This is a genomic window from Henriciella marina, assembly GCF_027213945.1.
GTDB classification, from domain to species: Bacteria; Pseudomonadota; Alphaproteobacteria; order Caulobacterales; family Hyphomonadaceae; genus Henriciella; species Henriciella marina_A.
Map to the genome: position 1 here is coordinate 126,503 of NZ_JAPWGW010000004.1, position 21,112 is coordinate 147,614.

A 21,112-nucleotide genomic window follows, 5' to 3' on the forward strand; every position below is an offset into this window, starting at 1 on the left:
GTGGCCCTGCCTAGCGAGTTGATTGGCGCGCGTCGATGCTTAGTTTTTGCGTCAAACGGAGTTTATTCATGAAAATCACATTCGCTGAACAAGCAGAAACCGAAATTGTCGCATTTGTTGTCGATCAGGACGGTGGCCTGCCGGGCGCAGCCGCATCGCTGGACGAATCAAGCGGCGGCCTTTTGAGCGAGGCGCTCGAGCAGAAGCGCTTTACCGGCAAGCATGGCCAGACAGCTGTCGTTGTCCTGCCGAAAGGGGCGTCTGCCCGCCGCGCCGTCCTGATCGGTGGTGGCAAGCCAGCGGACCGCGACGCCCGCGCTCAGGAGAAGATCGGCGCGCTGCTCGTCAAAAGTCAGGCTGGCAGCGGCTTCAAATCGCTCGCTCTATATGCCGATGACGCTGAGTTTGCGGCGCGCGTCGCGATTGGGGCGAAGCTCGCCTCCTATCGCTTCGACCATTACTTCACGAAACTGAAGGATGATGACAAGCCGAGCCTCGAGACCTTCACGCTCGTCACCGGCGACGCTTCAGCTGCCGCGGACAAATGGGCACCTCTCGACGCAGCCGCTGATGGTACGTTCATGGCGAGAGACCTGATGAACCTTCCGCCAAATATTCTCTATCCGGCAAGCTTTGCCGATCGCATCAAGGAACTCGAGAAACATGGTCTCGAAGTCGAGGTGCTCGGTGAAAAGGAAATGGAAGCCCTTGGCATGGGTTCACTGCTCGGCGTCGGGCAGGGCTCCGTCAAGGAATCCAAGCTCGCCATTATGAAGTGGATGGGCGGCAATGAAGGCGACGCGCCAGTGGCTCTTTGCGGCAAGGGCGTGTGCTTCGACACGGGCGGCATCTCGCTGAAGCCTGGGCCGGGAATGGAAGCGATGCGCGGCGATATGGGCGGCGCAGCAGCCGTCACCGGCGCCATGCTCTCGCTCGCCAAGCGCAAGGCCAAGGCAAACGTCGTCGGTCTGGTTGGCCTCGTGGAAAACATGCCTGATGGCAATGCCATTCGTCCGGGCGATATCCTCACATCGGCCTCCGGTCAGACGATCGAAGTTCAGAACACCGACGCCGAAGGCCGTCTCGTTTTGGCCGACGTGCTCTGGTACGCCCAGAAAGAGTTCAAGCCGAAATCCATCGTCGATCTCGCAACGCTCACCGGCGCGATCGTTGTCTCGCTCGGCCATCATCATGCCGGTCTGTTCACCGACAATGACGAAATGGCAGACCAGTTGACCAAGGCCGGCCTTGCTGAAGGCGAGCGCGTCTGGCGCCTGCCGATTGGTCCGGAATATGATCGCCAGCTTAAGTCGCAATTTGCCGACATGAAGAATATTGGCGGCAAGTCTGCCGGCTCCATCACGGCGGCGCAGTTCCTGAAGCGCTTCATCAATGAAGGTCAGGCCTGGACCCACCTCGACATTGCAGGCGTTGCCTGGGTCGAGACCGAGAAGTCGCCGCTCGACCCGAGCTGGGCATCTGGCTACGGCCCGCGCCTGCTCGATCGTTGGGTCGCCGACAATTACGAGGGCTAGACTTGGACACGGCCAGCAAACCTGAATGGTGGTTCTACCATCTCAAGCGGACCACGCTTGAGCAGGCGGCTGGCCCACTCCTTGAGAAATGTCTGGAGCGGGGCTGGCGCGTACTCGCCGTCAGCCCTGATATCCGCCGCCGCGGGGCGCTTGATGCGGCCCTATGGACATATGACGACCAGAGTTTCCTGCCGCATGGCCAGGCTGAAGCGGCGGGTCTTGATCCGGCTCGCCAGCCAGTCCTGATTGCTGAAAAGCCCGACAACCTGAACGAGGCTGCCGTTGCGCTGTTGATGGACGGTGCCGACATGGCGGTCGACGCGTCCTATACCCGCTGCATGGTCATGTTCGATGATGGCGACACGCCGGTGCGCAACAAGGCACGCAAGATGTACAAGGCGGCGTCGGATGCAGGGCTCACCACACGCTACTTCCAGCAGACAGAGCAGGGCGGCTGGAAAGAGGCTGGCTAGGCCTTTGGTGGGCTGTTCGGCCTCGAAATCAGTAGGATGATGAGCGAGACGACGGTGAGGATGCCGAGCGTCCCCATGATCTCTGCGCCGTAGGCGGGAATGGTGCCGGTCCAGAGCCAGATCAGCGCGTAGACTGCCGAAATCAGTACAGCCAGCGCGATCATCAATCTCAAAATACCGGTCATGGGCCGTAGTCCCCTTCTCAAGTGGCAATCCTGCCAGACTCTAGTGGCTGAAGCCCAGTCTGTCAGCAGGAGTTGCCCGACTGCGGCCTGCTCGCTATAGGCCGCGCGAGAGTTTCACCCAAAGCAAGACTATTGAAGGAGCCATTCATGGCTATCCAACGCACATTTTCGATCATCAAGCCGGACGCGACCGAGCGTAACCTGACCGGTGCTGTCAACGCTGTCATCGAGAAGGCTGGCCTGCGCATCATCGGCCAGCGCCGTATCCAGATGACCCGCGCGCAAGCCGAGCGCTTCTACGGCGTCCACAAAGAGCGCCCATTCTTTGGTGAGCTCGTTGACTTCATGACCTCCGGTCCAGTCGTCGTTCAGGTCCTCGAAGGTGAGAACGCCGTGAAAGCGTACCGCGATGTCATGGGCGCAACCAACCCGGCAGACGCCGAAGAGGGCACGATCCGCAAGCTATACGCAAAGTCGATCGGTGAGAACTCGGTTCACGGCTCCGACAGCGAAGAGAACGCTGCGATCGAGATCCGCCAGTTCTTCTCCGAGGCTGACATCGCAGGCTAGTCGCCCGTCAGCATCGATGAATTGGGAGCCCTCTCGTCTTCGGCGGGAGGGCTCTTTTCATTTGGTAAACGCAAATTAACCATTATCGCGCAATAGTTGATTCGTCTGAGCCTGGAGGATCCGCGCGGATGAAACGTTTAATCTATCTGTCGAAAGCCCGCCCGTCGCTGCGCGATGATGCGCTGTACGACATGCTTGCCGCTGCGCGCGACCATAATCGCGAGGCATCAATCACCGGTCTGCTGATCCATCAGGACCAGCTCTGTTTGCATGTGATTGAAGGCGACGAGGCTGCCGTTCGCGATTGCTATGCTCGCATCCGGCGGGACTGGCGCCACGAAAACTGTCAGGTGATCTTCCATGATGACGTGCCGGGCCGGATGTTCACGGGCTGGCCGCTCGCTTATCGGGCTGGACGTGATCTTGAGCGCGGGCAGGTTCGTCAGATGGCCGACATCGTCGAATGTGCGACGCGGCTTGCGAAAAAGCCAACCGATTCCGACCGCTGGGCCATGGATGTCTACCTTCGGGCGCTACTCGAGAGCTTCAGCGCGCTGACGGTGCAGTAATCATCCTGCATGCGTCGGCGAGCGCGCGCGGATAAAGCTCGTGCTCGGCAATCAGGACGCGTGCGGCAAGGCTATCCGGCGTATCGCCGGCCTTCACCGGCACGCGGGACTGTCCGATAATTGCGCCCTCATCGACGCCTTCACTGACCCAATGCACCGTGCAGCCCGCTTCGCTGTCGCCTGCCTCAATAGCGCGGGCATGGGTATCAAGACCCGGATAGGCGGGAAGAAGCGACGGGTGGATATTCACCATCCGGCCTTCCCATTTGCCGACAAACCATGGCGTCAGCACGCGCATGAACCCGGCTAGCGCGATGATGTCGATCTCGTGCTGCGTCAGCGTTTCATGAAGCGCTTCCTCAAAGGCACGGCGGTCCTTGTACTGCTTGTGCGGAATGAGCGCAGCTTCGACGCCGAAGCGTTTGGCCGTCTCAAGCCCCGGCGCACCTTCCTTGTTCGCGATCACCAGTCTTGGCTTTGCCGGGTACGCTTCATCAATAGAGGCGTTGAAAAGGCTCTCCATATTTGAGCCGCGACCTGAAATCAGGATGCCGAGATTGAGCCGGGTCATGCGGGGACGAGATCACCAATTACAACCGGGTTCTCGCCGACGGCTTGAAGGTCTGCGATCGCGCGCTCTGCCTGATCGGGTGAGACGGCGAAGACGAGACCGATTCCCATATTGAATGTGCGATGCATCTCGTCCTCGGCGACGTTGCCTTCTTCCTGCAGCCAGCGGAAAATATCTGGCAGGAGCCATGACGCCCGGTCGAAACGCGCGGTCAGGTCATCCGGCAGCATGCGAGGCACGTTCTCGGTCAGGCCGCCGCCCGTGATGTGGGCAAGGCCCTTGATTCGCTCATTGCGGATGAGCGGCAGGGCTGCATGCGAGTAGAGGCGGGTCGGTGTGAGCAGAGCCTCGCCGAGGGGCTTATTGCTGAACGGTGCCGTTGCATCCCACTTTAACCCTGTGCGCTCCACAATCCGGCGGATGAGCGAGTAGCCGTTCGAGTGTGGGCCAGAGGAGGCGATCCCGATCAGGACATCACCGGCTTTCATTTCAGCAAAGCGAGGCAGGACATTCTCACGTTCAACGGCGCCGACGACGAAACCTGCAAGGTCGTAGTGGCCCGGTGGATACATGCCCGGCATCTCGGCAGTCTCACCACCAACCAGCGCGCACCCGGCCTGTCTGCAGCCTTCAGCGATCCCCGAAATTACGGCCTCGGCAATACCCGGATCGAGCTTGCCGCAGGCGAAATAGTCCAGAAAGAAAAGCGGCTCTGCACCCTGCGCCAGCACGTCGTTCGCGCACATGGCAACGAGGTCGATCCCGACCGTGTTGTGGATGCCGGTTTCGAAGGCCAGCATGAGCTTTGTGCCAACGCCGTCGGTGCCCGAAACCAGAATCGGATCCTTCCAGTTCTCCTTCTTCAGGTCGAACAGCGCGCCGAAGCCGCCAAGGCCGCCCATAACGCCTGCACGGCGTGTAGCCTTGGCCAATGGAGAGATCGCATCGACGAGGCGTTCGCCCGCCTCAATGTCGACACCTGCGTCCTTATAGGAGAGGGAGGGTTTGTCTTTTGAAGTCATGGGGAAGCGCGTTACCATGTGGATGAATATTCGGCCAGCCGGACATGGCGGTTCCATCGTGCCAACGGCCTTGCTAAGGACATTTCCAACCGGAGTCGGAAAGGCGACCAAATGACCAGACGAATCCTTGTGATGTTTGCTGTGGTATTCTTCATGGCAGGCACGGCGGCGGCCCAGCTGCGCGATATCTACACGATCCGTGAGATCGAAGTCGAGGAAACCGCTGGCAGCGTGATCCAGGCCCAGCAGGAGGCGTTTGCCTCCGCACGGGTGAAAGGTGCCTACCGGCTTTTTGAGCGCCTCACCCTGCCAGAAGACCGCTCGGGCAAGTTGTCCTCAGGCGCTGTCAGTGGGGCACTGGCAAACCGGCTGGCCGTAGCGGTGGATGTCGAAGAGGAAGAACGCGGTGGCGGCAAATACGTCGGAAAACTCGCAGTGGTCTACAATCCGACCAATGTACGCGAATTCCTTGATGAGCGGTCCATTCCGTATATTGACCAACTCGCGCCGAAATCCGTCGTATTCCCGGTGCGTAGCTCCGCGAACGCGGTTGCATGGAATTCCGCCTGGCCAAATTCCTCGCGCGGACGCCTGGCGCCGTTTGAAACTTCACGCGGCACCTCGGCCACGTCGTCCTCGGCATGGCAGGAATTGCAGGGCGATGTCATGGCGGCAAATGCCCGCCGCGCGATCAAGGCTGAACTGCTTGGCGATGCGGGTAGCTACCGGGTCCGCCTTATTAGCGTGACCGCAGCCGGTGAAACCGATCTCGGCACAACCGGTTCTTCTGCGACGCTAGAGGCGGCCGCAGAAAACGCTGCCGATTTGCTCGACACTGTATGGAAGCGTTCAGCAATCATCCGCTCCGGTGAACGTACGCCGGTAGAGGCGACTGTGCTCTTTACCTCGCTCCCTGAATGGAATTCGCTGAGAAGCGCGCTGGCGCGTTCGCCGCTCGTGTTCGGGTTCGAGATTGTCGGCCTTTCCCGTCAGGGCGCCGTCGTGCGATTCGCGTATGCTGGTGAGCGTGAAAAGTTCATCTCTAGCCTGCGCGAGCGCGGCCTTATGGCCGACGCCGATGATTTGGGCTGGGTGATGACCTCAGCGGTAACGCGCGCGCCGAGCTAGTCCTGGTGTCACGCACGGACCATCCCCCACGGAAGAGCCGTCAGCTCAAGTTCGAATTCCCGGGCCAGGGGCATACGCTGGACACGCTGGCGGTTACTGATGCCAACAGGACTGCGCTTGCGCTCCTGAAACGCTGGCCCGACTGGCGGACAGCCGCTTTCTGTCTGGTCGGCGATGAGCTCTCTGGCCTTACGACGGCTGCTCAGGCCTGGTGTGAGCTGGCCGGTGGTTCGATGCTGGGCGCGAAGGCGCTTTCCAAGCTCTCACACAAGAGGATCGATTCAATCGCGCGTACACCTGTTGCTGTCGACCGCGCTGACCTCGTTGAAAATGATGACAACCTCCTATCGCTCATAAATCTCTCTGCCAGTCATGGTGGTTCATTACTTTTGACAGGACGGTTGCCACCAGCGCGTTGGCGCACGCGCTTACCGGACCTTCAGTCGCGGCTCAGCGCAATGACACTGATCGAGCTTGGGCCGCCCGATGATGAAATGATGTCGATCCGTCTCAGGGCTGCAATGAAACGCCGCTATCTGAAGCTGCCGGATGAAGTAGAGTCCTATCTGATCATCCGGCTCGAGCGCAGCTATGCGGCCATTGAAAACTTCGTGGAAAATCTTCACGAATTGAGTGATGGGCGTGAGGTAACGGTGCCTCTCGCCCGGGAAATACTGGACGAGATGGACGGCACGCGCCCGCTATTTGAAGACTAGATAGATAGGGCATACGAGAGGCAGTCGATGAGCACGACCGAAACAAGGCCCGAGGCTAAAACGTCAGTGCGGCTTGCGAAGTCCTTGATTACGCAGCCCCAGCGCTTTCTGAACAGAGAGCTGTCCTGGTTGAAATTCAACGAGCGCGTGCTGGAAGAGGCGCACAATGTCTCTCATCCCTTGCTTGAGCGCCTTCGTTTCCTGTCGATCTCGGCGAACAATCTCGATGAATTCTTTATGGTCCGATATGCGGGTTTGCGCGAGCAGCTTCGGGCCGGTGTCGTGCGCACCAGTCAGGACGGCATGATCCCGTCGCAACAGCTTGAGGCCATTGAAACACAGTCGGCCAAGCTGATGGAGTCGCAGCAGGCTTGCTGGCGGGAGCTTCGCACGCTGCTTGACCAAGAGAAAATAGAAGTAAAAAAGATCGGCGAGCTTACCAAAACCGATCTTGGCTGGCTTCGCGATCACTTTGAGAGCCACATCTTCCCGATGTTGACGCCGCAGGCCGTCGACCCGGCGCACCCATTCCCATTCATCCCGAACTTGGGCTTTGCCGTTGCGTTCCAGCTTGCGCCTGAGAATTCCGGCGAGGCGATGGTCGGGCTCGTGCCCATGCCGGCATTCTCACCGCGCTTCATTCGCCTGCCGGACCGGAACAGGCAGTCGATACGTTTTGTGCGCCTTGAAAGTGTAATCGCAACTTTCATGGACATGCTTTTTCCCGGGTATCGTTCGCTGGGGCACTGCGTATTCCGTATCGTGCGCGACAGCGATATCGAGATTGAGGAAGAAGCAGAAGATCTCATCCACGAGTTCGAAATTCTTCTGAAACAGCGTCGGCGTGGGCGGATTGTACGCATTCATATCGATGGTGACGCGCCTGAAGAACTCGAGAAGTTCATCACACGCGAGATCGGTTCTGAACCTCGCGACGTAATGATCCTTCATGGCCTGCTTGGCATGAAAAACCTGTCGGAACTGATCGTCAAAGACAGGATGGACCTGCAGTTCAAACCGTATGAACCGCGTTACCCTGAGCGCATCCGTGAAATGGGCGGTGACTGCTTTGCGGCGATCAAGGCGAAAGACTTCGTCGTCCACCATCCGTACGAATCATTTGATGTCGTCATCCAGTTCATTCGCCAGGCCGCGATAGATCCGGACGTCGTTGCAATCAAGCAGACCCTCTATCGCACTACGCTAAACTCTCCCATCGTGGCGGCGCTTCAGGAAGCTGCCGAGATGGGCAAGAACGTCACCGCCCTTGTTGAGATCAAGGCGCGCTTCGATGAAGAAACCAATCTGCGCCTTGCCCGCGACCTGGAACGGGCTGGCGTTCAGGTCGTGTATGGTTTTCTGGATTACAAAACCCATGCAAAGGTTTCGCTGGTGGTGCGGCGGGAAGGCGGCAAGCTGGTGTCCTATACGCACTTTGGTACGGGCAACTACCATCCGGTGACGGCCCGAATTTATACAGACCTGTCGCTCTTTACCTCGGACCCGGCCCTCGGCCGTGACGCAAACAAGCTGTTCAACTATATCACGGCGTACCGTGAACCTCCTGAAAACGCGCCAGATTTCGAAAAGATCGCGATGTCGCCGCGCACACTCGAGTCCTACCTGATCGATATGATTGATCAGGAAGCTGAAAATGCGAAAGCAGGAAAACCAAGCGGAGTCTGGGCAAAGATGAACTCGCTGGTCGACGGGGACGTCATTGATGCGCTCTACCGTGCCAGCCAGGCTGGCGTGCCCATCGTCCTTGTTGTGCGCGGTATATGCTGCTTACGCCCCGGCGTGCCTGGGCTATCCGAAAACATACAGGTCAAAAGTCTGATTGGTCGCTTCCTTGAACATTCCCGGATCGTTTGCTTTGCCAACGGCGAAAATCTGCCATCGGCCCGGGCCAAGGTCTGGATTTCGTCAGCAGACTGGATGCAGCGCAACCTGAAGCGCCGCGTTGAAGCGCTGGTGCCAGTAGAAAACCCAACTGTACACCGTCAGGTGTTGAACCAGATCATGACTGCCAACCTTAATGACGACGAACAAAGCTGGGAAATGGACGGGGATGGTGAGTTTCATCGCCTCCGCCCACCAGAACGCGGCAAGGGCTTCAGCGCTCACCGATACTTCATGGAGAACCCATCGCTATCCGGACGCGGCAATGCGTTGGTCGTGTCGATCCCACCCAGACTCGCGCCGAAAAAGCGGGGCTCTAAATGAGGCTAGCGCTGCAGCCTGAAAAAGCTGCCGTTGTCGATATCGGCTCTAACTCCGTTCGGCTCGTAATCTACGAGGTCACCGGCGCAGCGGCGCTTCCATACTTCAATGAAAAGGTTCTGGCCGGGCTGGGACGCGGCCTGCCAGAGACTGGACGGCTGTCTCCGGAAGGGGTCGTTGAGGCTGTTGCCGCCATTCGGCGCTATCGTGCTATCCTGACCGGCCTCGGCGTAACGCAGGTGACGGCTGTGGCGACAGCAGCTGTGCGGGACGCCGAAGACGGGCCGGAGTTTGCGCGCATGGCCGCGACCGAACTCGGTGCGCGTCTTCGTATTCTTCCAGGGCCAGAAGAGGGCCGTCTATCGGCCCTTGGCGTGCGTACAGGGTTCGACCAGCCAGAGGGACTGGTCGGCGACCTTGGCGGATCCAGCCTCGAATTCCAGCCAATTTCTGCAGCCGGGCAGGACGGACAGGGCGAGACCCATAAGCTTGGCCCGTTCTCCATGCCGCACGGAGATGAAGCCAAGCCGGCCGAACGACGCAAAGCCATTCGAAAGGTCCTGAAGTCCTCGGAGCTCCTGAATCAGGGACATCGCCGACTTTATGCAGTGGGCGGCTCGTGGCGCGCGCTTGCAAGCATTCATATGGATATCAAGGCGTATCCGCTTGCTATCCTGCATGGTTACAGGATGACGGGTCCGGCGATCCGCTCAGTCGTGCGCACGGTGCTTGCGACCCAGCGGGACAAAGAATTGGCGAGCCGCATATCCAGCCTCGTCGGGCGCCGGTACGACACGATAATTCATGCCGCACTCGTTCTCGATGAAGTTTTCGATGCGGGCAGGCTCAAGGAAGTCCTCATTTCCGCAAATGGCTTGCGGGAGGGCGTTCTGTTCGACCGGGGCGAAAAGCTGCTTTTCGAAACGATGCGCGAGCCGTTTGGCGATGCACTTATCGACGGAACGATCGCATTCCTTAGGCTGGAAGCATCCCAGATGGCTTTCGGGGAGGCTTTGTACCAGTTTATAAAGCCAGTCCTGCCGCGCTCGCATGCCCGCCAGCGCCTTTTCCGCGCCGCCTGCCTGATGGCTGATTGTGGCGGACGGTTCCATCCCGATCACCGGGCCGACATGGCCTATTACCTGATCCTGCGCTCACCCATTCGCGGTATCACGCATGATGAGCGCGTGCTTCTCGCGCATGCGACGGGCGCACGCTACACACACAAGTTTCAGAGACCGAAGCCGTTCGCGCGACTTGGATTAGAATCTGATGACCAGCTCGCCCGTATCATGGGGGCGGCGATGCGGCTTGGCGCGGTTTATTCCGGGCGCTCGGCACCACTTCTCAAACAAGTGAAGTTGAAGGCTTCCAAGTCGAAACTTGTCCTGGAGGTACAGCCAGGCAGTGAGGACATGATCTCTGGCACAGTAAAGAAGCGGTTCGAGCAGCTGGCCACCTTCGTGGATCTCGATGCGCAGATCCTAACAGCCGAACAGGCTGACTAGTTCGTCTCAGCTTTTCGGTTCGAAAAGCCGAACCTGTCCATTCTCGAACGAAAGGGCGAGTTTGCCTGTGAGCAGGGCGCGCGCCTTCTGACCGAAGACCTCATAACGCCAGCCTGTTAGCGCCGGAATGTCCTTATCGGTCTCGCCGCGCGCGATCCGCTCTATGTCGGCCGCGTTCGCGATGAGGCGCGGAACCACGTCACTATCCTCGCTTACATACTTCAGCAGGACTTTCAGCATTTCCGGGGCACCGGCAGGTGTTTGAGGGTTCTGCTTGCGCGGCGGTGCAGGCGGGGCGTAGGCGTCAGGATCGGCCAGCGCGTTTTCGACGGTCTGCAGCAGCCCGTCGGCATTTCGTGACCGGATAAAGCCTTTAGGCACGGCACGAAGTCTGTCGAACTGCTCTTCAGATTTTGGTTTCTGATCAGCAATTTCCTGAATGGCGTCATCTTTCAGGATGCGCCGGCGCGGTCTGTCCAACGTCTGGGCCTGACGCTCACGCCATTCGGCGACCGATGCGAACACAGCAAGATATTCCTTGTGCGTCTTGCGGATTTTCAGTCGCTGCCAGGCATTCTTTGGGTCGGTGTCGTAGAGGGCCGGCTCGGAGAGGCTGCCCATCTCTTCGGCAATCCACTCCATACGGCCTCGCTGTTCGAGTTCATCGCGCATCCAGAGATAGGCGTCACGCAGATGGGTCACGTCACCAAGCGCATAGGCGAGCTGTTTGTCCGATAGGGGACGACGCTTCCAGTCAGTGAACTGGCTCGATTTGTCGATTTGCCGACGAAGGACGCGCTGGATCAGATTGTCGTAGGAGATGGAATCACCGAGGCCGAGTGCCATCGCCGCGATCTGCGTATCGAAAACCGGGGCAGGGGGTGTGCCGATCAGCTTGTTGAAGATCTCCATGTCTTGCCTCGCAGCGTGAAAAACTTTCACGCGCGACGTGTCAGCTAGAAGATCAAGGAAGGGGTCGAGATCGATACCATCTGCTTTGGGGTCAATAACGCCTTCCACGCCGGGCGCGGAGGCCTGGATAAGGCATAGCTCGGGCCAGAACGTCGTTTCGCGATGAAACTCGGTATCGACACAGATGAAATCGCTCGCCGAAAGCGAATCGCAGAACTTTTGCAGCTCTTCCTGCTGTGTAATCGGCGTCAGCGTCTTGTCAGTCATGGCGCGCACGCGTATCGCATCCGCACAACAATGGCGAGGGGAAGGTTCACAAATCCTCTCAGGCCTCAAGAATCCTCGGAGTGAGAGAATGCACGCTTACCGCACCCATACCTGCGGCGAACTCACCAAGTCTGATGTTGGCGCCACGGTAAAACTTTCTGGCTGGCTGCACCGCCGCCGCGAGCATGCTGGCGCCCTGTTCATCGATCTGCGCGACCATTATGGCCTGACGCAGGTTGTGGTTTACCCGAATGCAGCCTTCTACGAAGACGCCAAGCGCGCGACTGCCGAAAGCGTGCTGACGGTTACCGGGGAGGTGATTGCGCGCGACGCCGAAGCCGTGAACTCGGAACTGCCGACGGGCGAGATCGAACTGCCAGCCGAGACGCTGGTCATCGAAAGCGCTGCGGCCAAACTGCCACTGCCAGTCTTCGCTGAGCCTGACTATCCCGAAGACATCCGTCTAAAGCATCGCTATCTCGATCTCCGCCGTGAGACGCTTCACAAGAACATGATCCTGCGCAGCCAAATCATTGCGAGCCTCCGCCGCCGCATGATTGAGCAGGGCTTCACCGAATACCAGACGCCGATCCTCACGGCTTCAAGCCCGGAAGGCGCACGTGACTTCCTCGTGCCGTCGCGTCTGCACCCCGGTGAATTCTACGCCCTGCCTCAGGCACCCCAGCAGTTCAAGCAGCTCCTCATGGTGTCCGGTTTCGACCGTTATTTCCAGATCGCGCCGTGTTTCCGCGACGAGGATGCGCGCGCCGACCGCTCCCCTGGCGAGTTTTACCAGCTCGACATCGAGATGAGCTTCGTTGAGCAGGAAGACGTCTTCCAGGCGATCGAACCTGTGATGCGCGGCGTCTTCGAGGAGTTCGCAGACTGGCAGGGCAAGGGCCGCACCATGCCGGAAGGTCCGTTCCCGCGCATTCCATATGCTGAAGCCATGGCGAAATACGGCTCTGACAAGCCGGACCTGCGCAACCCGATCGAGCTTGCCGACGTCACGGACGTCTTTGCTGATGACAGCAAGACGGGCTTTTCGATCTTCGCCAAGATTATCGCAGGCGGCGGTAAGGTTATCGCTATTCCGGCGCCGAAAGCGGCTGAGCAGAAGTCTCGCAAATTCTTTGACGACCTCGACAAGTGGGCGAAGAAGGAAATGCAGGCGCCCGGCCTTGGCTATGCGCGGCTCAAAGAAGCCGATGGCGGTGGTGTTGACAGCCAGGACCCGGTCCTGAAGAACTTTGACGCCGATCACCTTGCAGCTTTCCTTGACCAACTCGGCCTCGGCGCTGGTGACGGCATCTTCTTCTCTGCAGGCAACCACGACGCCGCCTACAAGCTGGCGGGTGCTGCCCGGAACAAGGTTGGCGAAGAGCTGGAGCTGATTGAGCAAGGTATCTTCAAGTTCTGCTGGATCGTCGATTTCCCGATGTATGAGTGGGACGAAGACAACAAGAAGATCGACTTCTCGCACAACCCGTTCTCCATGCCGCAAGGTGGTATGGAAGCACTGGAGCAGGCCGATACGGTTGAGAAGCAGCTCGATCTGAAAGCTTTCCAGTACGACATCGTCTGCAATGGCGTGGAGCTGTCCTCTGGCGCGATCCGGAACCACCGGCCTGATATCATGCTGAAAGCGTTTGAGCTCGCTGGCTATGGTGCCGACGTGGTCGAGGCAGAGTTTGGCGGCATGCTCAACGCGTTCCGCTATGGCGCGCCGCCGCACGGTGGTATCGCACCGGGCGTTGACCGTATCGTCATGCTGCTCGCTGAAGTCGACAATCTGCGCGACGTCACGCTGTTTCCGATGAACCAGCAGGCTCGCGACCTGATGATGCAGGCACCTTCCCCAGTGGACGACAAGCAGCTTCGCGAGCTTAATATCCGTCTCGCGCCGCAGGCCAAGAAGGACTGAAGGCGGGCCGGCTAAATGCAAAGAGATTGAGAGACGCCCTCTGACTATTCAGAGGGCGTTTTTTTTACTGTCCGGCTGTCTGAAACAGGCCGCCGCGAAGCTCTTCATCTCCCGGGAGACGAACAGCCTGGCAGGAGAGGAGTGCAATGCCTGCCGGGACGTTAGTCTCTTCGCCCGCGCAGCTACCTTCAAAGATGGTGCTCTCCAGGCCGGTCGCGCCTTCGAAGCTGACCTTGATCAGGCGGATATTGGTCAGTCGGGCTCCATGCAGGTCAGCATTCGCAAACGAGGTCCCGTTCAGGATGGCGTTGTTGAACTGCGCCTCCCGCAGGATTGCGCCCTCGAAGATGGCGCCAGTCAGATTGGCGCCGGAAAAATCTGTTCCAGATGCCCTCGCACGCGAAAAATTTGTCCCTGTCGCCGTCGCTACGCCAAAGTGCGCGCCTGTGAGATGAGTGTCAGAAAGCGAAGCTCCTGAAAGATTCACATTCAGCAGGCTGGCCCGCTCAAAGCGCGAGCCTTCGAACTGGGTGTTCGAAAGTCTTGATCCATCAAGCGTTGCCCGGCGGAAATCCGTACCCTTCGCCATGGCATCGGACAGGTCGATATTGAGAGCACGCGTCCCGCGCAGGAAGGCGCCCGATACGTTGGCTTTGGGGTAGTGAGCTGCCGAAATGTCTCCGCCGGACATATTGCGTCCGCGGAGATCACAGCTCACGCAGGAGCCGCCGTAAGACGGCGCCCAGGAAACGCGCGTCGACTTTGATTGAGCGCTCGCTGCACCGGATGCGACCCCGCAAGCGGCAAGTGCCAGAATAACGGACATGCGACGAAATCTAAGCATGCGATATTTTTACGAGGTCCAGCGCCAGCTTTGAACTGAATTCCCGGTAATGACTGTAAACGGACGCTGGGGTGTGTCTCTCTAGCCGCACCTCGGAATGCTCAGTCCAGCAGGCAGGCGCGTGGCTTGATCGCCGCAAGCTTGACTCAGCTGTGCCTGGGTCAGCCCCCTGGCAAGATGAAGGTCCGCGCCGGAAAGATTTGCTCCGGCAAGACGCGCTCCAGAAAAATTGGAAGAGCCGAAATAGCCGCCTACCAGCGTCGCGCTCTCAAGGTTCGCATTGGAGAAGTTCGAAGAGTTGAAGCGCACGCCGAACATATTCGTGACTGACAGGTTCGTGCCGCGCAGATTCCAGTTGTCGAACGTGGACAGCTGCATGTCGCTCTGACGGAGGCGGGCACCGGAAACGTTGATATTAGCGATATCAAGATAGGCAAGATCTGCCTGAAAGAGGTTGCATCCGGGGCAGGACTGGCCGTTGAGAACCTTCGCGATTTCGCCCGCATTCTGTGCGGTGGAAGGCAAGGCGAGGGCGGCAAACGCGAAAGCGATCAGGAAATGTTTCAGCATGGCACACCTGTGGAGTTGGGATTTGAACTTACCCGGCTCTCACGCAATCTCGCTGCCAGATTCCCCACTTAGTTGAATCCGGATTCAGACCGCGTTGGCTCATTACAGGTGGCGCAATGGGCCACACGTTCGTCGCCTGTCGCCATCAGGGTGAAGCTCGAACAGTTCGGGCACGGGTCGCCAAGATAGTCTTCTGCATCGTCGTCCTTGTCGAGTTCTGCAGTTGACGCGGCTTCATCGCGCTCTGCGCGCTTGCGCTCCAGAATGACGATATTGTCCGGAAGCTGGCCGCGGGAAAAGCCGCGTGAGATGAACTGTACGGCTTCATCTGGCAGGGGCTGTGGCCCTTCGCGGGTCCCGTCCTTCAAGCCACGGCCAAGCCCGTCATGGCTGACATCCTCGCCAAGCTCTGCAAGGTCGGCGCGTCCAAGGTAGGAGATGGCGAGCTCACGGAAGATATAATCGAGGATGGAGGTCGCCTTCGTGATGCGGTCATTGCCGGTCACTTCGCCGGCTGGCTCAAACCGGGTAAAGACGAAGGCATCGACATATTCGTCGAGAGGCACGCCATACTGCAGGCCGAGCGACACGGCGATTGCGAAATTGTTCATCAGCGAGCGGAAGGCGGCCCCTTCCTTGTGCATGTCGATAAAGATCTCACCGAGGGCGCCATCTGCAAATTCGCCCGTGTGCAGGTAGACCTTATGGCCACCAACCGTGGATTTCTGGATATAGCCCTTACGCCGATCCGGCAGGCGTGTGCGGCGCGCAGGCTTTCCAGTTTCGTCGAAACTGTCGGCGCCAAGGCTCGCTTGCGTTATCGCCCGGTCCTCTTCAGCGTTTAGGTCCTCGGCGAGCTCCATGATGGCGTTCATCCTGTCAGATGCAGCCCCGTCTTCGCCACGGTCACGCACCCGAAGATAGAGCGCAATGTCGGCTTCCAGTGCCGCGGTGCGGTCGGCATGCTCGTCCCACGCGCTGGCATCAATGCAGACGAGTGCGCCGCTGGCCGCCAATGGCGCCGCAACGGCAAATTCGAACGCGCGGGGATCGGGAAGCGTAATGCCGTGCTTCGAGAGGACTTCGCGCGCGATCTTTTCTGACGCGCCACTGACCGCCGCATCGGCCGCGGAAATTTCATCATCGGAGAAGCCGATCATGCGTAAGAGTGGGCGTCCATCTGTGTCGAAGCTTTCGGGCGCAAGCTTGAGGCGCGAAGCTATGACATCATCGCCAAGCACCCAGCGCGAGAAGGCGGCGCCCAGTGGCAGACCTTCCTTCAGCGCATTTCGCACGCGGATAACCGCTTCGCCGGAGAAACCGCGAGCCTTGAGCGCTTCACTATCGATGCCGTCCAGCCTGTCGAGATCGCAACCAGCATCAAGCGCTTCGTGCAGCTCGTCTGCGGCCTCAGTTGAAAGCCGCAGCATGGCAGTGATCGCCGCTGGCAATGCGATCGCGCCGGCTTCTTCAGCCGCCTGCACAAGCGCGATTTCGCCTGACAGACCATCACTTGCGGGAACAAATTCCGTTTCGTCACTCGCGCGGAGCGGCATGGCTGCAAGGCTCAAGCCTTTGACAGGTTTAAAGTCATCCATGCTCGCGCCAAGCAGCTCTGCCGTATCATTCGACAGCGCCCAGCCGGACACGAGACAGGCCAGCGCCTCACAAAGAGCGCGGCCCTTAAGCGCAAACGAAGCTTCATCACTCGCTCCGAGAGCCAGTGCACCCGCCGCAACGCCGTGCAGAACGACCATGACGGTTTCGTTGGCGACCATGCCCGGTAGGGCTGAAAGTGTGTCGTGCAGAAGGCCCACTTCCAGTCCTTTGGCCGATACGAACGCAGAGACATCGAGGGCGCAGGCCGGTAAGTCGCCTGAAGGCATGGGGACTGGCCAGATGCTGAGGCTTATTCCTTCATCAAGCGCGTGGTCCGCCAGTGTCGGAACCTCAACGTATTGAGATGCCTCAAGACCAACCGGCATCTGCTCATCAGTAGACATTGCGCTTCGCCTCAGCCAGCGCTCCAGCCCCGGAAATCCGGCAGGGTGGGTGATTCCCGCTTCGATCATCTGTGCAGGAAGACCTCCATTCAGTGCTTCGGCCAGCTCTGCATTTTTTGGCGCGACGCCGAGTTGTTCAACAAGGTCCGCCAGGCCCAGTCGCGTTTCCTTCTCCAGCCGCTCACTCGTACGGGCGTCCATTGCCTCACGGAGGGCAGTTGTGCCGTCTGCGGCAAAACGCCGTTGCGGTAGCAGAACGAGCGTGTCCAGGGGCAGGATCGGACTTACACGCCCTGACTGCATTGCATCACGGAACACCTTGTCTGCATGCTGCTGTCGGCTCATATCGTCTTTCTCTCGCGTCGGGTTCGGCCGGTCGTCTTCATGCCCTGACGGGTGATGCAGAAGGCTTGACGGCCCGTTACATATATTGTGAGCCGATCCATAACTGGATTCGCCGCAGGACCTGCTCCATATTCCAGATTGCGCACAGAAGTTTCAGGATCGCGACATGCTCAAACTCTTCACCTGGTGGAATGGCGTCACGCTTGGCGGCCTGTTCGACATCAAACGCCGCAGCAACTATGTCGGCACCGATGATTATGGCAACACGTACTACGAAGACCGCAAGGTTTCTATCGAACGCCGCAATCGCCGCTACGTGGTTTACAAAGGGCTTGCGGAGCCCTCAAAAGTGCCTGCCGATTGGCATGGATGGCTGCACCACACGCTGGATGAGCCGCCGACGCAAAAGCCGCTTGATCGCCGCAGCTGGGAAAGAGATCACAAACCAAACATGACGGGCACCCTGTTCGCCTACCGTCCGAAGGGCGCACTCAGCGAGGGCGGAAACCGCCGCAAGGCTGATGCCGACTATGAGGCCTGGACCCCAGATGCGTGAATCCGCTCTCGAAACAATCATTGGCGCCGCCGTTCTGGGTGTCGCCGCTGTTTTCATGTGGTTTGCCATTGGTAATGGCACAGACCGGGCGGAGGCCTCATCCGGTACTGTAGAACTCGGTGCACGCTTCAACAGCGCCAAAGGCATCAATGTCGGCACCGAAGTCAGCATGGCTGGCGTGAAAGTCGGCACGGTGCGCAATATCCGGTTGAATACAGAGCGCGCAGAAGCGTTGGTGACTCTGGCGATTTCGCGTGACCTTGTCCCGCTCGATGATGGCACGACCGCTCGAATACAGTCAGAGGGACTTCTGGGCGGAAGCTACATCAACCTCGAGCCAGCATCCGGTTTTGGCCAGATCGAACCATGCCCACAAGGCGAGGAGCTTTTCGGCGAGAGCGGTTGCGGCGAAATCCTGTACACTCAGGGCAGCGTCGACCTTCTGACGCTCATGGCTTCATTCGCGAGCGGCAGCGGAGACGATGATAGCTCCTCGCCGGCATCCGGATCTTACGATGACCCGATGGGCTCGCCTGCAGATGATGGCGATGTGAACACAGAATCTCCCCAATCGAATTGTTCGGTCAGCGACACCGAAGATGAACCGGCAGGAGAAACAGAGTGAAGCGCCTTTTCTGCACCGCAGCCATGGCCGCGCTGACCCTGAGCGGGGCTGCAGCGCAGGAAGGTTCGAATCTTGACGAAGGCGCCGCCGATGCTCGTGCGGCTGAGGATGGCGCGCTTGAGGAAGAAGAGCAGGCGAGCAGCTCTCCGACCTACTCGCAGGAGCAGATGGCGACGCTGCGGGCACTCGACAAGATCACTGGCCGGTCTGTTGACTTTGAAATTGAGGTCGGGGAACCGATTGTCTTCGGCGTCCTCGAGATTGATCTGAAGGTCTGTTTCCAGACCCCCCCGGAAGAACCGCCAGAGAGCGCTGCCTTTCTACAGATTATGGAAGCAGACTACGTTGAGACAAATACGCTGACAGAGCCGCGCCTCGCCTCTGAAGTGCGGGCGGAAATGCGCGCTACCGGGGCACCTGACGAGTCCCCGTCTGTGACAGAAAGCGAAGATGAACCCGCTGGACCGCTATTTTCAGGCTGGATGTTCGCGTCGACGCCGGGCCTCAGCGCACTCGAACACCCTGTCTATGATGTGTGGGTAATCAGGTGCAGGCAGCCTTCGCCCGATAGCCTGTCCTCGCCGGTCGTTCCTGACGAATAGAAGTCGCCTTCCTGCGATAGCGCCGCTTCAAGGCGCTTCATGAACTCTGCCTTCTTCATTTCGAGCAGGCCGAATTGCTCAAGGTGTGGGTTGTGAAACTGGGCATCCAGCAGCTCGTAGCCACCAGCGATCAGCCGAGCGACGAGGTGGACCAGCGCGATCTTTGATGCGTCGGTTGCGCGGGAGAACATGCTCTCGCCGAAAAACGCGGCGCCGAGCGATACGCCATAAAGCCCTCCGACCAGGTCACTTTCACCATTCCAGCACTCGATCGAATGGGCATAACCGCGTTTGTGCAGCGAACTGTAAAGGTTCTGGATGGGGACATTGATCCAGGTGGTTGGCCGATCAGACGTATCTTCAGCGCAGCCTTCCATGACCCGGCTGAAGGCTTGGTCGACTGTTACGCGGTAAGGATCCTTGCGAACCGTCTTTCGCAGTCGCCTTGGTACATGAAATCCCTTGAGCGGCAGGACGCCCCTGATCTCCGGAGAGATCAGGAACAGATTCATATCCTCGCGCGAATCGGCCATGGGAAAAACGCCCTGCCGATAGCAGTCGAGCAGCATGTCCGCATCGAATCGGTCTGACATATATCCAGCGTTCTCTGGAGCCGCCTATTTGGCTGCGAGGAAGCGCTCCAGCCAGTGAATATCGTAATTGCCGTCCACAACGTCCTGAGCCTCTACGAGACGCTGATGCAGCGGCAGAGTCGTATGAACGCCGCCGACCACCATCTCATCGAGAGCGCGGCGAAGGCGCATGATGCATTCGTTCCGCGTGCGGCCATGAACGATCAACTTGCCGATCAGGCTGTCATAATTCGGCGGGATCTTGTAACCAGCATAAGCAGCGCTATCGAGCCGCACATCCGGCCCACCCGGCGCATGGAAGTCGGTGATTGTTCCAGGTGACGGCGCGAACGTTTCGGGGTGCTCAGCGTTGATTCTGCACTCGATAGCATGGCCAACCAGCAGGACATCTTCCTGTGTAAAGGAAAGCTTCTTGCCGTCCGCGATGCGGATCTGTTCGCGCACAAGGTCGATGCCAGTGATCATCTCTGTCACCGGATGCTCCACCTGCAGACGGGTGTTCATCTCGATGAAGTAGAAGTTGCCATCCTCATAGAGGAATTCCATCGTGCCTGCGCCGAGATAGCCGAGCTTCTCGACAGCGCGGGCTACGATGTTGCCGATTTCTTCGCGCTGGGCCTGATTGAGGGCAGGGGATGGCGCTTCCTCGAACACTTTCTGGTGACGGCGCTGCAGCGAGCAGTCGCGCTCCCAGAGGTGGGCGACATTGCCATGGCTGTCTGCGATCACCTGAATCTCGATATGGCGCGGTGTGCCGAGATATTTTTCGAGATAGACAGCGTCATCGCCAAAAGCAGAGCGCGCCTCGGTCTTTGCAGCGCGGATGGCGCTTTCAAGTTCTTTTTCAGTCTTGGCAACACGCATGCCGCGGCCACCACCGCCTGCCGCGGCCTTGATGAGGACCGGATAGCCAATCTTCTTGGCGATCTTTTTTGCGTCACCAATGCTGTTCACGCCGCCATCGGAGCCCGGCACGACGGGCACGCCGGCATCGATCATCGCCTGCTTGGCGGCGATCTTGTCGCCCATTGTACGGATGTGCTGCGCTTTTGGTCCGATGAACTTCAGCCCGTGAGCTTCGACCATCTCGGCGAACTGGGCGTTCTCCGAGAGAAAACCATAACCGGGATGGATGGCGTCGGCATTCGTGATCTCTGCGGCGGCGAGAATGCGTGACTTCTTCAGATAGCTTTCGGAAGACGGCGCCGGGCCTATGCAGACGCTCTCGTCGGCGAGACGGACTGCCATTGCATCCCGGTCTGCTTCCGAGTGCACCACAACAGTGGCGATGCCCATTTCCTTACAGGCCCGGTGAATGCGCAGGGCGATTTCGCCCCGGTTGGCGATAAGGACTTTCTCGATCATGCCGCT

Annotated in this window: 21 protein-coding genes; 12 read left to right on the forward strand and 9 right to left on the reverse strand. The window is 59.1% G+C overall.

Translation table 11 applies throughout. From position 1 onward, the window contains the following. Positions 1 to 68: 68 nt before the first annotated feature. Both O4G74_RS12585 and O4G74_RS12590 read left to right on the forward strand, forming a co-directional pair. Positions 69 to 1,535, forward strand: a complete 1,467-nt coding sequence (locus tag O4G74_RS12585; protein ID WP_269402961.1) for a leucyl aminopeptidase — start codon at positions 69 to 71, stop codon at positions 1,533 to 1,535. Between the two features lie 2 nt (positions 1,536 to 1,537). Continuing rightward, entirely contained in the window at positions 1,538 to 2,008 is a 471-nt protein-coding gene (locus tag O4G74_RS12590; RefSeq protein WP_269402962.1) for a DNA polymerase III subunit chi, read from the forward strand. On the opposite strand, the gene O4G74_RS12595 is transcribed toward O4G74_RS12590, so the two are convergent. Continuing rightward, positions 2,005 to 2,193, reverse strand: a complete 189-nt coding sequence (locus O4G74_RS12595; RefSeq protein WP_147371859.1) for a hypothetical protein — start codon at positions 2,191 to 2,193, stop codon at positions 2,005 to 2,007. The genes O4G74_RS12590 and O4G74_RS12595 overlap by 4 nt on opposite strands. A 147-nt stretch (positions 2,194 to 2,340) precedes the next feature. Between O4G74_RS12595 and ndk the strand changes: the two genes are divergently transcribed. Beyond that, a complete protein-coding gene (gene ndk, locus O4G74_RS12600) occupies positions 2,341 to 2,763 on the forward strand; it encodes a nucleoside-diphosphate kinase (protein ID WP_269402963.1) in 423 nt (140 codons plus the stop codon). A gap of 128 nt (positions 2,764 to 2,891) precedes the next feature. Continuing rightward, positions 2,892 to 3,332 carry a BLUF domain-containing protein gene (locus tag O4G74_RS12605; RefSeq protein WP_269402964.1) on the forward strand — a complete coding sequence of 147 codons (441 nt, stop codon included), beginning with the start codon at positions 2,892 to 2,894 and terminating at the stop codon, positions 3,330 to 3,332. On the opposite strand, the gene purN is transcribed toward O4G74_RS12605, so the two are convergent. Further along, on the reverse strand, positions 3,310 to 3,903 hold the full coding sequence (gene purN / locus O4G74_RS12610) for a phosphoribosylglycinamide formyltransferase (RefSeq protein WP_269402965.1): 594 nt from the start codon (positions 3,901 to 3,903) through the stop codon (positions 3,310 to 3,312). The genes O4G74_RS12605 and purN overlap by 23 nt on opposite strands. Beyond that, positions 3,900 to 4,925, reverse strand: a complete 1,026-nt coding sequence (gene purM, locus O4G74_RS12615; RefSeq protein ID WP_269402966.1) for a phosphoribosylformylglycinamidine cyclo-ligase — start codon at positions 4,923 to 4,925, stop codon at positions 3,900 to 3,902. Before purM ends, purN begins: the two co-directional genes overlap by 4 nt. A gap of 111 nt (positions 4,926 to 5,036) precedes the next feature. Here purM and O4G74_RS12620 point away from each other — a divergent pair, with 111 nt between their 5' ends. From O4G74_RS12620 to O4G74_RS12635, 4 genes are read left to right on the forward strand one after another with little or no spacing between them, the layout of a single operon-like run. Continuing rightward, positions 5,037 to 6,053: a hypothetical protein gene (locus tag O4G74_RS12620; RefSeq protein ID WP_269402967.1), complete on the forward strand. Its 1,017-nt coding sequence runs from the start codon at positions 5,037 to 5,039 to the stop codon at positions 6,051 to 6,053. Positions 6,054 to 6,058: 5 nt separating this feature from the next. Beyond that, complete coding sequence (locus O4G74_RS12625; protein ID WP_269402968.1) at positions 6,059 to 6,769, forward strand: HdaA/DnaA family protein; 711 nt, start codon at positions 6,059 to 6,061, stop codon at positions 6,767 to 6,769. Positions 6,770 to 6,796: 27 nt separating this feature from the next. After that, positions 6,797 to 8,995 (forward strand): RNA degradosome polyphosphate kinase, encoded by a 2,199-nt coding sequence (locus tag O4G74_RS12630; RefSeq protein ID WP_269402969.1) that lies wholly within the window; start codon positions 6,797 to 6,799, stop codon positions 8,993 to 8,995. Beyond that, the gene (locus tag O4G74_RS12635; protein WP_269402970.1) at positions 8,992 to 10,500 is read left to right on the forward strand and encodes a Ppx/GppA phosphatase family protein; all 1,509 of its coding nucleotides are present in this window, start codon (positions 8,992 to 8,994) and stop codon (positions 10,498 to 10,500) included. The genes O4G74_RS12630 and O4G74_RS12635 overlap by 4 nt, the downstream gene beginning before the upstream one ends. A 6-nt stretch (positions 10,501 to 10,506) precedes the next feature. Here the strand turns inward: O4G74_RS12635 and rnd are convergent, their stop codons facing one another. Next, positions 10,507 to 11,679, reverse strand: a complete 1,173-nt coding sequence (rnd, locus tag O4G74_RS12640) for a ribonuclease D (RefSeq protein WP_269402971.1) — start codon at positions 11,677 to 11,679, stop codon at positions 10,507 to 10,509. A gap of 88 nt (positions 11,680 to 11,767) precedes the next feature. Here rnd and aspS point away from each other — a divergent pair, with 88 nt between their 5' ends. Further along, complete coding sequence (aspS, locus tag O4G74_RS12645) at positions 11,768 to 13,603, forward strand: aspartate--tRNA ligase (protein ID WP_269402972.1); 1,836 nt, start codon at positions 11,768 to 11,770, stop codon at positions 13,601 to 13,603. A 64-nt stretch (positions 13,604 to 13,667) separates the two neighbouring features. On the opposite strand, the gene O4G74_RS12650 is transcribed toward aspS, so the two are convergent. The 3 genes from O4G74_RS12650 to O4G74_RS12660 form a co-directional block, all read right to left on the reverse strand. Next, the gene (locus O4G74_RS12650; RefSeq protein WP_269402973.1) at positions 13,668 to 14,294 is read right to left on the reverse strand and encodes a pentapeptide repeat-containing protein; all 627 of its coding nucleotides are present in this window, start codon (positions 14,292 to 14,294) and stop codon (positions 13,668 to 13,670) included. Positions 14,295 to 14,528: 234 nt separating this feature from the next. After that, complete coding sequence (locus O4G74_RS12655; protein ID WP_269402974.1) at positions 14,529 to 15,017, reverse strand: pentapeptide repeat-containing protein; 489 nt, start codon at positions 15,015 to 15,017, stop codon at positions 14,529 to 14,531. A 68-nt stretch (positions 15,018 to 15,085) separates the two neighbouring features. Further along, positions 15,086 to 17,365 (reverse strand): hypothetical protein, encoded by a 2,280-nt coding sequence (locus O4G74_RS12660; protein ID WP_269402975.1) that lies wholly within the window; start codon positions 17,363 to 17,365, stop codon positions 15,086 to 15,088. A 166-nt stretch (positions 17,366 to 17,531) separates the two neighbouring features. On the opposite strand from O4G74_RS12660, the gene O4G74_RS12665 reads away from it, so the two are divergent. From O4G74_RS12665 to O4G74_RS12675, 3 genes are read left to right on the forward strand one after another with little or no spacing between them, the layout of a single operon-like run. Beyond that, on the forward strand, positions 17,532 to 17,921 hold the full coding sequence (locus O4G74_RS12665) for an NADH:ubiquinone oxidoreductase subunit NDUFA12 (RefSeq protein ID WP_269402976.1): 390 nt from the start codon (positions 17,532 to 17,534) through the stop codon (positions 17,919 to 17,921). Beyond that, the gene (locus tag O4G74_RS12670) at positions 17,914 to 18,546 is read left to right on the forward strand and encodes an MlaD family protein (protein ID WP_269402977.1); all 633 of its coding nucleotides are present in this window, start codon (positions 17,914 to 17,916) and stop codon (positions 18,544 to 18,546) included. Before O4G74_RS12665 ends, O4G74_RS12670 begins: the two co-directional genes overlap by 8 nt. Beyond that, positions 18,543 to 19,148, forward strand: coding sequence for a DUF2155 domain-containing protein (locus O4G74_RS12675; protein WP_269402978.1), 606 nt, complete (start codon positions 18,543 to 18,545; stop codon positions 19,146 to 19,148). Before O4G74_RS12670 ends, O4G74_RS12675 begins: the two co-directional genes overlap by 4 nt. Here the strand turns inward: O4G74_RS12675 and aat are convergent. Together aat and accC are read right to left on the reverse strand one after the other, a co-directional pair. Continuing rightward, on the reverse strand, positions 19,073 to 19,741 hold the full coding sequence (aat, locus tag O4G74_RS12680) for a leucyl/phenylalanyl-tRNA--protein transferase (protein WP_269402979.1): 669 nt from the start codon (positions 19,739 to 19,741) through the stop codon (positions 19,073 to 19,075). The two genes, O4G74_RS12675 and aat, sit on opposite strands and share 76 nt — an antisense overlap. 24 nt (positions 19,742 to 19,765) lie before the next feature. Beyond that, positions 19,766 to 21,106: an acetyl-CoA carboxylase biotin carboxylase subunit gene (gene accC, locus O4G74_RS12685; RefSeq protein ID WP_269402980.1), complete on the reverse strand. Its 1,341-nt coding sequence runs from the start codon at positions 21,104 to 21,106 to the stop codon at positions 19,766 to 19,768. Positions 21,107 to 21,112 lie beyond the last annotated feature (6 nt).

What these genes read in the sequence shown, in the direction of transcription:
- O4G74_RS12585 (WP_269402961.1), top strand. Translation starts at nt 69, where the DNA reads ATGAAAATCACATTCGCTGAACAAGCAGAAACCGAAATTGTCGCATTT.
- O4G74_RS12595 (WP_147371859.1), bottom strand. Translation starts at nt 2,193, where the DNA reads ATGACCGGTATTTTGAGATTGATGATCGCGCTGGCTGTACTGATTTCG.
- ndk (WP_269402963.1), top strand. Translation starts at nt 2,341, where the DNA reads ATGGCTATCCAACGCACATTTTCGATCATCAAGCCGGACGCGACCGAG.
- O4G74_RS12605 (WP_269402964.1), top strand. Translation starts at nt 2,892, where the DNA reads ATGAAACGTTTAATCTATCTGTCGAAAGCCCGCCCGTCGCTGCGCGAT.
- purN (WP_269402965.1), bottom strand. Translation starts at nt 3,903, where the DNA reads ATGACCCGGCTCAATCTCGGCATCCTGATTTCAGGTCGCGGCTCAAAT.
- purM (WP_269402966.1), bottom strand. Translation starts at nt 4,925, where the DNA reads ATGACTTCAAAAGACAAACCCTCCCTCTCCTATAAGGACGCAGGTGTC.
- O4G74_RS12620 (WP_269402967.1), top strand. Translation starts at nt 5,037, where the DNA reads ATGACCAGACGAATCCTTGTGATGTTTGCTGTGGTATTCTTCATGGCA.
- O4G74_RS12630 (WP_269402969.1), top strand. Translation starts at nt 6,797, where the DNA reads ATGAGCACGACCGAAACAAGGCCCGAGGCTAAAACGTCAGTGCGGCTT.
- O4G74_RS12635 (WP_269402970.1), top strand. Translation starts at nt 8,992, where the DNA reads ATGAGGCTAGCGCTGCAGCCTGAAAAAGCTGCCGTTGTCGATATCGGC.
- rnd (WP_269402971.1), bottom strand. Translation starts at nt 11,679, where the DNA reads ATGACTGACAAGACGCTGACGCCGATTACACAGCAGGAAGAGCTGCAA.
- aspS (WP_269402972.1), top strand. Translation starts at nt 11,768, where the DNA reads ATGCACGCTTACCGCACCCATACCTGCGGCGAACTCACCAAGTCTGAT.
- O4G74_RS12650 (WP_269402973.1), bottom strand. Translation starts at nt 14,294, where the DNA reads ATGTCCGGCGGAGACATTTCGGCAGCTCACTACCCCAAAGCCAACGTA.
- O4G74_RS12655 (WP_269402974.1), bottom strand. Translation starts at nt 15,017, where the DNA reads ATGCTGAAACATTTCCTGATCGCTTTCGCGTTTGCCGCCCTCGCCTTG.
- O4G74_RS12660 (WP_269402975.1), bottom strand. Translation starts at nt 17,365, where the DNA reads ATGAGCCGACAGCAGCATGCAGACAAGGTGTTCCGTGATGCAATGCAG.
- O4G74_RS12665 (WP_269402976.1), top strand. Translation starts at nt 17,532, where the DNA reads ATGCTCAAACTCTTCACCTGGTGGAATGGCGTCACGCTTGGCGGCCTG.
- O4G74_RS12670 (WP_269402977.1), top strand. Translation starts at nt 17,914, where the DNA reads ATGCGTGAATCCGCTCTCGAAACAATCATTGGCGCCGCCGTTCTGGGT.
- aat (WP_269402979.1), bottom strand. Translation starts at nt 19,741, where the DNA reads ATGTCAGACCGATTCGATGCGGACATGCTGCTCGACTGCTATCGGCAG.
- accC (WP_269402980.1), bottom strand. Translation starts at nt 21,106, where the DNA reads ATGATCGAGAAAGTCCTTATCGCCAACCGGGGCGAAATCGCCCTGCGC.